At 41.6% G+C, this 13,143-nt stretch carries 9 protein-coding genes; 8 read left to right on the plus strand and 1 reads right to left on the minus strand.

Going from position 1 to position 13,143, the window contains the following annotated elements; all coding sequences use genetic code 11:
• The first annotated feature begins 4 nt into the window (after positions 1 to 4).
• Positions 5 to 418 carry a hypothetical protein gene (locus P1X15_RS02250; RefSeq protein ID WP_277336513.1) on the plus strand — a complete coding sequence of 138 codons (414 nt, stop codon included), beginning with the start codon at positions 5 to 7 and terminating at the stop codon, positions 416 to 418.
• Positions 419 to 515: 97 nt separating this feature from the next.
• Positions 516 to 1,790, plus strand: coding sequence for a hypothetical protein (locus P1X15_RS02255; RefSeq protein ID WP_277336514.1), 1,275 nt, complete (start codon positions 516 to 518; stop codon positions 1,788 to 1,790).
• Here the strand turns inward: P1X15_RS02255 and P1X15_RS02260 are convergent.
• Positions 1,787 to 2,761, minus strand: coding sequence for an NAD(P)H-quinone oxidoreductase (locus P1X15_RS02260; protein WP_277336515.1), 975 nt, complete (start codon positions 2,759 to 2,761; stop codon positions 1,787 to 1,789). The two genes, P1X15_RS02255 and P1X15_RS02260, sit on opposite strands and share 4 nt — an antisense overlap.
• A 296-nt stretch (positions 2,762 to 3,057) precedes the next feature.
• Here P1X15_RS02260 and P1X15_RS02265 point away from each other — a divergent pair, with 296 nt between their 5' ends.
• The 6 genes from P1X15_RS02265 to P1X15_RS02290 all read left to right on the plus strand — a co-directional run bounded on the left by P1X15_RS02265 (position 3,058) and on the right by P1X15_RS02290 (position 13,142).
• Positions 3,058 to 5,190, plus strand: coding sequence for a bifunctional aldolase/short-chain dehydrogenase (locus P1X15_RS02265; protein ID WP_277336516.1), 2,133 nt, complete (start codon positions 3,058 to 3,060; stop codon positions 5,188 to 5,190).
• A 149-nt stretch (positions 5,191 to 5,339) separates the two neighbouring features.
• Positions 5,340 to 6,614, plus strand: a complete 1,275-nt coding sequence (locus P1X15_RS02270) for a TIM barrel protein (RefSeq protein ID WP_277336517.1) — start codon at positions 5,340 to 5,342, stop codon at positions 6,612 to 6,614.
• Position 6,615: 1 nt separating this feature from the next.
• A complete protein-coding gene (locus tag P1X15_RS02275) occupies positions 6,616 to 8,010 on the plus strand; it encodes an FGGY-family carbohydrate kinase (protein WP_277336518.1) in 1,395 nt (464 codons plus the stop codon).
• Between the two features lie 194 nt (positions 8,011 to 8,204).
• The gene (locus P1X15_RS02280; protein ID WP_277336519.1) at positions 8,205 to 8,636 is read left to right on the plus strand and encodes a hypothetical protein; all 432 of its coding nucleotides are present in this window, start codon (positions 8,205 to 8,207) and stop codon (positions 8,634 to 8,636) included.
• 14 nt (positions 8,637 to 8,650) lie between these two features.
• The gene (locus P1X15_RS02285; protein WP_277336520.1) at positions 8,651 to 12,397 is read left to right on the plus strand and encodes a M12 family metallo-peptidase; all 3,747 of its coding nucleotides are present in this window, start codon (positions 8,651 to 8,653) and stop codon (positions 12,395 to 12,397) included.
• A 406-nt stretch (positions 12,398 to 12,803) separates the two neighbouring features.
• Positions 12,804 to 13,142, plus strand: a complete 339-nt coding sequence (locus P1X15_RS02290; RefSeq protein ID WP_277336521.1) for an Hpt domain-containing protein — start codon at positions 12,804 to 12,806, stop codon at positions 13,140 to 13,142.
• Position 13,143: the final 1 nt, after the last annotated feature.

The following is a 13,143-nucleotide window of genomic DNA, read 5'->3' on the forward strand; positions in this document are numbered from 1 at the left end:
GACAATGAAGACTTTTTTAGTGTTTTTACTTTCTGTGGTGCTGCTATCGTGCGGGGACAAAAAACTCGGCCCTGAAGAGATACGTCCTTTGGTAGATAAATGGCGGCTTGAAGCCGTGGAAGAAGCTACAGGAGACAAAAAATGGACTCCTGTCTCCGCTAAAGATGGCTATGTTTTTGAGGTACGTTATGATGGCGTTATACTTGATGCCAGTGGACTTCCAGCCTGTTGTGCTCCTAGTAGCTTACTTTTCAATGGGCAAAAATTCGTTATCGAACCCAAAGAGTCCCTGCCCCAAAATCCTCGCTGTGCGCTGGTACTTTGTATGGCTTGCGATACATGGAATATGAACTTACAAAACGATACCCTCATTGTGAAATATTGCTCCTCTACTGGTAGTCGGTTTGTGCGGGAGTAAAAGAAAATTTGGATTCACAACTCAGTTTTTGGGGAGATATGGAGTTTTTCGCAATTTTGCGCTTTGGCATTCTCAATATCTAATGCCGAAGTTTGGTATGAAAGTTGGTTTTGTAGTTTCTTTTTTTGATTTTCGAAATGATGTCAGGCGGGTGATTGCGGAAGTAGCGCAGCAGCATGACGTAGTGATTTTAGGAAAACCCGAAAACCGCGATGAAATTTTGCGGCATCTCCCACCCAATGTGGATTTTCGACTTATTGATGAAAAGAAAGGTGGATGGTGGAATGCCCTTTGGCTCAAACTTTATGTGCTTTTCAAAAAAATTCCCAAAAGTCGCCATAACTTCTTTTTGATGGAATTCTACAAATCCTCATTGATTCCAGAGGCGGCTTTGAGAGCAAAAAGTTATCGAATTTTAGACTGGGTCAAGCGTTTGCCTAAGTTTATCTCCTATGATTTTTATTTGAATCGTCTCCAGTATAAAAAAAATACAGAATTGACTGGTATCGATCAGTTTATCTGTTTTACGGCCATCGCTGATGATTTTTTGATGGCACGTTTGGTTCGTGAAATTCATCCCGTTAAAGTATACGTTTATAGCTGGGATCACGCTTGTAAGCATGTTTGTTTTTCCAAACGAGCCAAATACATCTGTTGGAACGAGCGTATCAAAGAGGATATTTGTGAGCTTCAACATATACCTATTTCACAAGTAAAAGCCGTTGGTGCAAGCCAATTTGCGTACATTGAAGAGTATCGTCGCCAACAAGCCACGCTCCCAAAAACCTATCCTTTTCAATACCTTTACGTAGGCTGTGCGATAGGTGCCGCAGACTTAGTTCCTGATGAAATCGCCGTAGTGACTTCAATCGCTAAAGTAGCAGCGAGCGTAAGGCCAGATTTGAAAGTAGTAGTAAGACCCTATCCTGTGCAAGGAAATTGGGAACTGTATCATCCTCTTCGGGCTCTTTCAAATGTGGTCATGGATGATGGTTTTAAGACGCTTGATTTGTCAGTAAAAGACGGACATATTTTAGAAAAGTTTGAAAAAATAACCCATGCTGAAGCTTTTTTTCATCTAGGAACGACCATGGGTTTAGAGGCTTGCTTTACTCAAACACCGTCTTTTATCTTAGATTATGGCTATACCAGTAGAGATGGACTAAGTCTTTATAGTTTTATTCATCAGTACCAGAATGACCGGCATTTGATAAATCTAGCCCCCCAAAATGCGGTAAAATCAGAGGTGCATTTGGCCGAAATTCTCCAAAATCTAGATGCACCATTGTACCAGCAACTCAATCAAAAAGTACAATCTCAATATCAAATCAAATCTTTTTCGGGTTTTGCTAAAGATTTAGTTGCTCACTAATGCCCTACTGTTAGCACGATTTTGCCGATATGTTGGCTGCTTTGCATGAGTTTGTGAGCTTCGGCAGCCTCACCCAAATCAAAACTTCGGAAAAGAATAGGTTTGAACTGTTGGTTTTCTAATAAAGGCCAAATATGTTTTTCGACTTCTGCTGCCAAACTAGCCTTAAAATCAGCATCTGTTGGCGCTAAAGTACTCCCTGTGATCGTCAGGCGTTTGGTCATTACTTCCAAAATATTGAATTGTGACTGAGCACCTCCTAAGCTAGCCAAAAAACCTAAACGCCCGTCGGGCTTTAGGAGACGTAGGTTTTTGGGAGTATAATCTCCACCAATATAGTCCAAGATTACATCCATACCTTCTGGTTCTAAAACTTCCAAAAAATCTTGGGTTTTATAGTTGATGCATTTGATAGCTCCGAGTTGTTCGCAAAAGTGACATTTTTCATCAGTGCCAGCTGTCGCAAAGGGGCGTACACCAAACGCTTTTGCTAGCTGAATCGCCGTAGTACCAATCCCACTTGTGCCACCATGCACCAAAAAATTCTCACCAGCTTGTAAGTGCATTCGCTGAAAAACATTCGACCATACCGTCATGAGAGTTTCGGGCAAGCAAGCCGCTTCTTCAAAGGAAAACGAATCAGGGATAGGGAAACAATGGCGGGCGTCGGCGGCAGCATAAGCGGCATAGCCTCCATTTTTAAGGAGCGCGCATACTTTGTCGCCTACTTTCCAGCGACCTACTTCTGAGCCTATCTCTACGACCACCCCTGCTACTTCCAGACCTAGGGGGGCAGAAGGTGCTTGCTTAGAAGTACCATATCGGCCTTGCCGCATCAGGATGTCGGCGCGATTGACACCACTGGCATAAACTTTGATGAGAACCTCGGAAGGATTGAAAAGGGGCTTTGCGGTCTCTATCAATTGTAAAACTTCAGGGTCGCCTGTTTGAGTAACGATGACTGCTTTCATGCTTTTGAAAAGAAAATAATGAATGAGTAGATAGGTAAAATGTAAGGATACAATTGAAATTTGGACGATGATGAGCGAGTGACTAAAATAGGATTAAAATTATTTTAATCATAACGAATCCCGAAAATAGCCTTCTATTGCGCTCAATTGGGCAAAGTCTTCAATAAAATTTTACAAATTACTCAAATCTAAAAAAATCCATGAAGGTACATGACACCCATGCACGGGTGGTAATATACATTTGTATTGTTGATTTATTCTAAACTTTTAAAAGACCTACCAAATTTCTATTATATATGTCAGCAACTACCTCGCAGTTTAAGTATGTAAGCTATTTATGGGATGAAGCTAAAGCTGCCGAATTGGCAGGGGATGAAGTAGCCCTTTTTATTTACCGTTCGAATATGCTCGGTGCAGACCTTCGCCTTACCAACTACGGCGGTGGAAATACATCTGTAAAAATAACTGATAAAGATCCTCTTACTGGCAAAGAAACGGAGGTAATGTGGATTAAAGGCTCGGGAGGAGATATAGGTACACTCAAAAAATCGGGTTGTGCGGCTTTGTACATGGACCGTTTGTTGAGCTTAGAAAATGTGTACCGTGGCGTAGAGTTTGAAGATGAAATGGTAGAATTGTTTAATCATTGTATTTTCGATTTAGCTTCCAAAGCCCCTTCTATTGATACTCCCTTACACGGATTTTTGCCCTTCAAACACATAGATCATCTTCACCCTGATGCGGCTATTGCGATTGCGGCAGCCAAAGACGGTAAAAAAATCACCGAAGAGCTTTTTGGGGGTGAAGTAGGATGGGTAGAGTGGCAGCGTCCTGGATTTGATTTGGGGCTTAAGCTAAGAGCTTGCCTAGAAGAAGCTGCTGCGAAAGGTATCAAGCTGCGCGGTATCATGCTAGGGTCACACGGTTTGTTTACGTGGGGGGATACTTCCTACGATAGCTATATCAATACCCTCGAAGTAATCGAAAAATGTGCTGAATATCTAGAAGCAAATTATGGTAAAACGCGCCCTGTATTTGGCGGTGCTAAAATCGAAAGCTTACCAGCCGAAGAGCGTTTAAAACAAGCCGCACAATTAGCCCCTGTTTTGCGTGGTTTTTGTTCGTCCTATCGTACGATGGTAGGGCATTTTACCGACGATGCGCGGGTATTGGAGTTTATTAATTCCAACGACTTAGAAAAATTGGCACCTCTTGGTACTTCTTGTCCTGATCACTTCTTACGCACCAAAATCAGCCCATTAGTGTTGAGTTTGGCACCTGAGGAAGATTTGTCGGATGTGAAAGCTTTGAAAGAAAAACTCTTGCCAAGTTTTGTAGCATATCGCGAACTTTATACAGAATATTACGAAAACTGTAAGCATCCTAACTCGCCAGCCATGCGCGACCCTAACCCAGTGGTTATTTTGTATCCTGGAGTGGGAATGTTTACTTTTTCTAAAGATAAAACGACGGCTCGTTTGGCATCCGAATATTACATCAACGCCGTCAATGTAATGAAAGGTGCTGAGGCGGTATCGGAATATACCTCATTGCCACGTCAGGAGGCTTTTAATATTGAGTATTGGTTGCTAGAAGAAGCAAAACTTCAACGGATGCCTAAGCCTAAGGCATTGTCGGGAAGAGTGGCTTTGATTACGGGAAGTGCAGGAGGGATTGGTAAAGCAATCGCCAAAAGATTTGTGGAAGAAGGGGCGGTAGTGATTTTGAATGACATCAATGAAGAGCGTTTGGAAGGAGCGAAAGCGGAGTTTGTGGCAAAGTTTGGCAGAGATGCCGTCGCTACTACTTTATTGAACGTAACTGACGCTCCAAGTATCAAAGAGGCCATGAATGCTTCGGCCTTGGCTTTTGGGGGGGTAGATATCATTGTCAACAATGCCGGCATTAGTATCTCTAAGCCTATAGAAGACCATACTCTTGAAGATTGGGACAGACTGTACGATATTTTGGTAAAAGGACAGTTTTTGGTAACTCAAGCGGGCGTGGAAGTAATGCGCAAGCAAGGGTTTGGTGGAGATGTGATTAATATTGTAAGTAAAAACGCGCTTGTCTCTGGTCCCAACAATGCGGGATATGGCTCGGCCAAAGCAGCTCAATTACACTTGAGTCGCTTGAATGCAGCCGAACTAGGCGCTGATAAAATTAGAGTAAATACCGTAAATCCTGATGCCGTAATCGCAGATTCTAATATCTGGGCTGGTGGATGGGCCGCAGGCCGTGCCAAAGCATACGGTATCACGATTGAAGAACTTCCTGCTTATTACGCTAAAAGGACATTGTTGAATGAGGCGATTTTGCCCGATGATATTGCCAATGCGTGCTTTGCTTTTGTGGGAGGACTTCTCAGTAAATCTACCGGAAATGTACTCAATGTGGATGGCGGAGTAGCGATGGCTTTTGTTCGCTAATAAACATCAATCTGTTGTTTCTTAAACAGATTTTTAAGACTGTTTTTTCATCATAGGTTAGTTTAATACTTGAATCTAACGCCTGGCTTCAGGCGTTAGATTTTTCTGAAATACCTATTCATGAAATATGACTCTAAATCCGGAAAACCATGCAACTCGAAAAATATAAGATACAACAACACAACGACGACTTACTGAAAATCCACGAACGTCGTTTGAATTTTGCTGTTTCGGAAATTGAAAATGCCGAGCAAATCATCCAAAAATTGATTGATTTTCAGATTGCTATTCCTTCTTGGGCACTAGGTACAGGTGGTACGCGCTTTGGCCGCTTTTCGGGTGGAGGTGAGCCACGGGTGTTGGAAGAAAAAATCGAAGATGTAGGGCTTCTTAACGCTCTCAATCAGGCAAGTGGAGCGATTTCGCTGCATATTCCTTGGGATATTCCCAAAGATGCCAAGGCTATCAAGGCATTGGCGGCACAGCACGGACTCAAATTTGATGCCGTTAATTCTAATACTTTTCAAGATCAACCTGACCAAGCTCTGACGTATAAGTTTGGGTCGTTGCAAAATGTAGATAAGGCCGTACGCAAACAAGCTATCCAGCACAACATCGAGGTAATAAAGCACGGGATTGAATTGGGATCAGAGTCGCTCACCGTATGGCTTTCTGACGGTTCGTGCTTTCCGGGTCAATTGAACTTTCGCAAAGCTTTTCAAAATACATTAGAAAGTTTGGAAGAAATCTACGCGGCCTTACCCCACGACTGGAAGATGTTTGTGGAATATAAAGCCTTTGAACCAAACTTTTATTCAATGACCGTTGGTGATTGGGGGCAATCATTGCTTTTTGCTCAAAAATTAGGCCCTAAAGCCTATACTTTGGTGGATTTGGGACATCATTTGCCCAATGCCAATATTGAGCAGATTGTGGCGTTGCTGTTGATGGAAGAAAAGCTAGGTGGGTTTCACTTCAATGATTCCAAATACGGCGACGACGACCTTACGGCGGGTGCTATGAAACCCTATCAATTGTTTTTGATATTCAATGAATTGGTAGAAGGAATGGATGCCCGTGGTATGAATCACGCCACTGATTTGGGATGGATGATAGATGCGTCTCACAATGTCAAAGACCCGCTCGAAGATTTGCTCCAATCCGTTGAGGGTATTATGGTGGCTTATGCGCAGGCGCTGGCTGTTGATAGAAAATCATTGATAGAGGCTCAAGCTGTAAATGATGTGGTAAAAGCGCAGGAAATCCTCCAAAATGCTTTTCGTACTGATGTGCGGGCATTGGTAGCGGAGGCGCGTTTGAGAGCAGGAGGCGCGTTAAATCCCTTGTCTTTGTACCGTGGTTTGAAAGTTCGCGAAAATTTAATTGCGGAAAGAGGTCTTAAAACTGTTGCGACTGGATTATAGTATGAAAATACCCGTTTGTGCCGTATTGGATGTTGGCAAAACCAACAAAAAAATATTCCTGTTTGACGAAAATTACCGAATCGTTTTAGAAAAAACAGAGCAATTTCCCGAAACTGTCGATGAAGATGGTGACCCCTGCGAGGATGTAGATTTGCTTACTCGCTGGGTCAAAGACTCAATAGCCCAAGTGCTACAACTATCCGAATACGACGTCAGAGCTATCAATTTCTCTACTTATGGGGCAAGTTTAGTGCATGTTGATAAAGACGGCAAAACAGTAGCGCCCTTGTACAACTATCTAAAACCTTATCCTGATTCGCTCAAGAAGCAGTTTTATGATACTTACGGAGGAGAGCAGCACGTATCTCGTCAAACAGCGTCGCCTATCTTAGGGAGCCTCAATTCGGGGATGATATTGTATCGGTTGAAATATGAGCAACCTGAGGTTTTTCAACAAATAGCCTATTCTCTTCATTTACCCCAGTATGTTGGGTCTTTGATATCAGCAGTGTTTGCGTCTGATATCACAAGTATCGGCTGTCATACTCATTTATGGAATTTTGATACAAATAGTTATCATGAGTGGGTCGAAAAAGAAGGTGTTTTAGACAAACTCGCCCCTATCGAAGAAGGTGATAAAGTTGTAATTCAGACAATCAGTAACCAAGAGTGTTTAGTAGGCATAGGTCTGCACGATAGCTCATCGGCATTGATTCCCTACTTGGTTAGTTTTTTGGAGCCTTTTGTCCTTATCTCTACCGGCACCTGGTGTATCAGTCTCAATCCTTTCAATCATACGCCTTTGACCAATGAAGAACTACAGTATGATTGCCTCTGCTATATGCAATACAACGGTAAGCCAGTGAAGGCGTCGCGGTTGTTTGCAGGCTATGAGCATGAGCAGCAGACCAAACGCCTAGCGGAGCATTTTGGAGTAGCCCTAGATTATTATAAAAGTGTGGCTTTCGATGCGGAGATAATTGCTCAACTCAAAGCCGATAAAAAAACAGACGGAATTGATTTCGAGTCATTGTCAAAACCGCCCATGCCTACTACGATTTTTGGACAGCGCGATTTGGCAAGTTTTGCCTCTTATGAACGAGCCTATCACCAATTGATTTTGGATATAGTGGCGCAGCAGATTATTTCTACCGAGTTGGTTTTGGCAGGTTCTACGGTTAAGCGGATATTTGTGGATGGAGGGTTTGGCAAAAATCCTATTTATATGAATTTATTGGCGGCGGCTTTTCCGACCATGGAAGTGTTTGCGGCATCCGTTGCACAAGCAACTTCGCTGGGAGCTGCCTTGAGTATTCATCGGCACTGGAATTCAAAATCTCTTCCACCTGATTTGATTGATCTACGGTTTTATAATAGTAAACTTTCGCTTCCTTAAAATCTTTTTAGGTTTCCACAAAAAAGGGCTTGGCTTTATTAAAGGCCAGCCCTTTTTTTATTATTTTACAATAATGCTGGAAAGAATATAGCTTGGGCAATAAAGGAGAAAAATACGGTATGAAATAGGGGATTTTTCTCCTCGAAGCGGACTTATATGTTTTTTAGTTTTGCGAAAAACTAAAAATATAGGTTATGAAAAGAAATGTATTTCTCTTCTTTTTTATTATTATTGGCTTAGGGTCGTGTAAAGAAAAAATTCCGCCTTTGTCGGAGCGAATTCAAGCCACTTGGATACTTGCCGAAGTAAAGGAGGGAGCGACCCTTGTGTATAGCAAAGGCGCGAATGCAAATATTCGTGCAGGCTATGCCAATTGGCGATTGGTACTGAGTGGGCAATCGGTTGTTTATACCGAGTTTGATAACACCCGATTTAGTGGGCAGTACGAATTGCAAAACGATACCAAACTCATTCTTAAAAATCTTACTCCTAAACCTTCGGCCACTGACGGTACGATGGAGTTTATGATTAGCGACGCTACTGATAAGCAAATGACGCTCAAAAGTGCTATCGCAAGCCTAAAAACAGGGAATAGTATTAATGAATACAAACTTATAAAAGAGTAAAACTTTACCCTCACATGAAAAAACTTTTATGCTTTTTGATAGCATGTCTATGCGCTAGTGTCTATGCGCAAGTTCCCCAAGAAAAACCTTTGGCGTGCGGTACTACCGAAGTTCCTGACCATATACGAAAGCTAATGCTCAGTCTCAAAGGAGCAAGTACTCCTACTGCTCGCACTGCCAACGAACCCCTACGAGAAATGAAAGTATGGGTGGTGGTGGATTCTACCATTTATGGCTTCTACAAGGCTGATACCAATGCTATTAAAGCTCACATCTATTTTATTTACCAGCAAACAAATATCATTTTTAATAAACAGTTGGGGATTCACCTTAATGTAGTATCTATTGAGATTTTGAAGAAAAAAAACAGATATACTTTTGCTACTAGAGGTGTATCTAATGACTTTGGGCAGCTCTATAATTTCAGTGAAGATTATTCAAAGAGGCGCGACGTGGTAAGAGACCTCACAGTGATGTGGACGCGCTACACAGGAGAGCCTTATGGTGGGGTTGCATTTTTGGGTGGAGCGTATCAGCATGATACTGGCGACCAGCTGAGTCCCTATTTGATAGCACACGAAACAGGTCATAATCTCGGTTCGCCACATACACATGATTGCTCCTGGAGGGGTGGGCCTATTGATGCTTGCAATGACATCGAAGGAGGAAACTGCTATACAGGTACCAAAACCTCTAATACAGGTACTGTAATGAGCTATTGCAGTAAATATGGCATTGAAGGACATAATGTATTTCATCCGCTTTGTGTAGAACTTATCAAAAAAGTAGCTAAGGATTCTTATGGGTTGATTCCGATGCAATCGGCTCCTTTTGCTGCACCTGCGTTGTTGTATCCAACCAATGGCTCCGAAAGTACCACCAATCATTACTTTTCGTGGCGTACTACTACCCAAACTACTCACTATCAGGTACAAATATCCGATAAGGCCGATTTTGCGAATGTTCTCCTAGATACTACCACTCATGCCCCTTCATTTTGGGTAGGCAAAAAACTCGCCTTCAACACGCCACATTATTGGCGGGTACGTGCCCGAAATGAATCAGGAGCGGGGGCATGGTCGGCATCTTTTACTTTCAAAACGGCCTCTTCTATTTCGTTGACCAAACCTGTGGTGTATGAAGTTTATAACCTAAAAACACACGAAGATCAAATTATTGCTTTTTCTTCGATTGCTGATGCCGTAGAATACGAAGTGTCTTTTCATCGGGTAGGAAGCAATGAAAGTTTGACGGCGGCCAATACCTACAAAACTATCAAAACCACTAAAACAACTTTGAGGATAGGTGACATCTTGAGCCGACCTGCCGACTTAGGCAGCTATCGGTGGAGAGTAAGGGCTTTGAATGGGACGACGGTAGGAGAATGGAGTGACGATAACGATCGCTCTGTCTATTTCTACAATAAACTAAACCTCAATATCACTGCCAACCCTACTTATAGTGTGCCTTTGGAATTTCCAATGTCATTGAATGTAGATTTCAATAGATTGGATAACTATCGAAGAATAACAGTGGACGTAGCGAAAGATGCTGATTTTAAGAATATAGCCTTTACCAAACAGCTAGTGAATGATGATAGCAATCAGCCCGAAAATTTTTACGTAGGTGTGTTGCCGATTTCAGGTTTAGAAAGTGATACCAAATATTTTTATAGGGTCAAGGCCGTCTCAAGAATTGATAGTAGTACACAGAGCTCAGAATTTAAGACAGGCTTGGAGCAACGCTGGAAACTCTGGAACAGTACCACCAATTCGGTGTTACCTGCAAATGCTTATTTAAGAGGGGTTTATGTGGATAATGCCAATTCTCAATGGGTATATGGCATCGATGGAATTTATGAAATAAAATCTGATGGAAGTGTCAACGCCTTCAATCAAGCTACATCCAACAAAATGCTGCCTAATTCTATCAACGACCTTACCAAAGATTCACGAGGAAGGGTGTGGGCAGCTACTAGAGATGGCTTGGCTTACTTTGAAAACAATCAATGGACTACCCTGAGAAATCGAGCGCCCTTTGGTCGAAATGTGGGAGGGTATATTTGGTACAATTCATTCAATAGAGTGGCTAGTGCTCCCAACAATGTGGTGTATGCCAATGCTAGCGATGTTTCTAAAATATTACGCTATGATGGCAATGAATGGAGTGATATTACGCCGCCTTCTACCTTATATGGTAGTTATCCGGCTATATTCAATACCGATAAAAATGGGAATTTATATATACTATCACCCGAAAAGAACAATAGAATTGGCGTCTATGAAAACGGAACTTGGAGCGAGATAACAATCCCCAATTTTACCAACAATCCCAATACTTATTATAGATTGTTTGATAATACGGGCCGAATATGGCTCGCTACATGGATTCCGTCCCAAAGCAATTATGATATTGCGGTCTTTACATCAAGAGCAGACATTAAGTTTTTGACCAATCAAATCAGCTATGTAGAATCCTCGACGGGGGTTACGAAAACTGGTTTTTTGACGAGTTTTATGAATACCATATTAGTCGGTAAAAAATACACCTATTTTATGGGATACAATGGCTTTTTGGAGTATGATGGAGCAAGGTATGTTTATTACAATTACCCTACTATATCGGCTTATACAATGAGTGCGGTATATACTCCCCAAAACTTTTCGATTGACTCCGAAGATAGGCTCTATTACGTAGAAGCGGGCAATACCATCTATCGTTTTGAACGCAATAACTTCAATGGATTTTTACAAAAACAAGTGGGTACGGGCTGTAATCTTACTTTTAGAGTAGGTCTTGCCACTCCGCCCACCAACTCAATGGCGATGAAGTTTTATTTGTCGGATGCTAATGGTGCTAATTTCAAAGAAACTCCGGCTACTTATAAAGACGGCTACATTACTTTTTCAATTCCCAATGATGGCGCAGGAAAAGGGTATCGGGTAAAATATACTTTTGCTGACATTTTTGAGAGTAAAGAAAGTGAGCCATTTGAAATAAGCGCACCTTTTACGAAATTGGCAATCACGGGAAACAATACCTTCTGTTTTGGAAATGCTACTACTTTAAAAGCAGAAGTTACGGGCGGGAAAAGCCCTTATACTTATGCTTGGTCAAAAGGAGGAAGTGCCGAAACCTATACAGCTTCTGCCGAAGGAGCCTATACCGTAACCGTAAAAGACGCCAGCAACTGTATCCAAACATCGGGAGAGGTAATTCTTACCACCACTGGTGCCAAAGAAGCAAAAATCACACCCGTAGGCAATCTTGAAGTGTATGAACCCAATACAGTGGTACTTAATGCCAATACAGGAGATAACTTCACCTACCAATGGCAAAAAGACGGTACTGATCTGGCAGGAGCCACTACTGCTACCTATGAGGCCAAAACATCGGGGAGCTATGTGGTAAAAGTACAGAAAGACGGCTGTAGCTTGGCGTCGGCGTCGGTAGGGGTGAAAATAGATAAGCTGCTATCAGTTCCTAATTCGGATATTCCGACAAGTTTAGTGTTGACCAATTACCCTAATCCATTTGCGACGAGTACTACTTTTAAGTTAGGGCTTCCTCGTCAAAGCAAGGTAAAGATGAATTTACTTAGCACCAAAGGCGAAACCCTAAATACTATCAAGGAAGGAATATTGGAAGCGGGCTGGTACTTGATAAAACTAGATGATACTTCACTACCCGCTGGCGTTTATTTTTGCCAAATCATGACGGAAGAAGGTACCAAAACGCTCAAACTGATGGTAGCTAAATAGGGCTTATCAACCCCTAGATATTGCCAATAAGGTATGTTTTACAAAAAGAAGAGACTTGGGTTCATTCATACCAAGTCTCTTCTTTTTTATGATATTCTTTAGCTTATATGTTTCCTAAGAGGGAGCAGCACTATACCTTCCTGTCTCTGACTTTAACTACAATAGATAAATAATTGTAAATTTTATATACCTTTATGGTTAGATTTTTTGGTAGAAAGCTTTCATTTTGAAAGAGATTGCACAGAAAATAGTTTTATATACTGTCTATTAGAAAATATAGTTTTAGGATAAGTAAGGGTTGTGAATAGAAGAAATTGAGAAAAAATATTGACCTAATCTAATACAAGTACTGAAGTAATATTGCACGGCTAAAAAACCCCACCTAACCTACACTTAGTTTTCTTTTATGATAGATTATAATCGCTTACAGCAGATTTATGGAGATGATAAGTCATACATTGCTGAGATGTTTGAAACTTTTCTACAAGATGCCCTTCCCGATTTTGACTTGATTCCTGACTTTATAGTACGCCAAGATTGGGGCAGTTTAGCACAATTAATTCATAAAGTTAAGCCTTCTCTTGGGATGGTTGGCTTAAGTGATTTAGAAGAGCAATTGAACGAGATTGAAATGAGGGCCAAAACCAACCCTGACGCTTCTCAGATACAGGCGCTTTGGCAATCGGCTCAGGGGGATTTAGAAAAAGCCGTAATAATTTTGCGAGATACAATGACTAAATTTTAGC

Source organism: Runella sp. MFBS21 (genome assembly GCF_029433105.1).
Lineage (GTDB): Bacteria > Bacteroidota > Bacteroidia > Cytophagales > Spirosomataceae > Runella.

Coding starts and splice junctions, on each gene's coding strand:
- P1X15_RS02250 (WP_277336513.1), top strand. CDS start 5: ATGAAGACTTTTTTAGTGTTTTTACTTTCTGTGGTGCTGCTATCGTGC.
- P1X15_RS02255 (WP_277336514.1), top strand. CDS start 516: ATGAAAGTTGGTTTTGTAGTTTCTTTTTTTGATTTTCGAAATGATGTC.
- P1X15_RS02260 (WP_277336515.1), bottom strand. CDS start 2,761: ATGAAAGCAGTCATCGTTACTCAAACAGGCGACCCTGAAGTTTTACAA.
- P1X15_RS02265 (WP_277336516.1), top strand. CDS start 3,058: ATGTCAGCAACTACCTCGCAGTTTAAGTATGTAAGCTATTTATGGGAT.
- P1X15_RS02270 (WP_277336517.1), top strand. CDS start 5,340: ATGCAACTCGAAAAATATAAGATACAACAACACAACGACGACTTACTG.
- P1X15_RS02275 (WP_277336518.1), top strand. CDS start 6,616: ATGAAAATACCCGTTTGTGCCGTATTGGATGTTGGCAAAACCAACAAA.
- P1X15_RS02280 (WP_277336519.1), top strand. CDS start 8,205: ATGAAAAGAAATGTATTTCTCTTCTTTTTTATTATTATTGGCTTAGGG.
- P1X15_RS02285 (WP_277336520.1), top strand. CDS start 8,651: ATGAAAAAACTTTTATGCTTTTTGATAGCATGTCTATGCGCTAGTGTC.
- P1X15_RS02290 (WP_277336521.1), top strand. CDS start 12,804: ATGATAGATTATAATCGCTTACAGCAGATTTATGGAGATGATAAGTCA.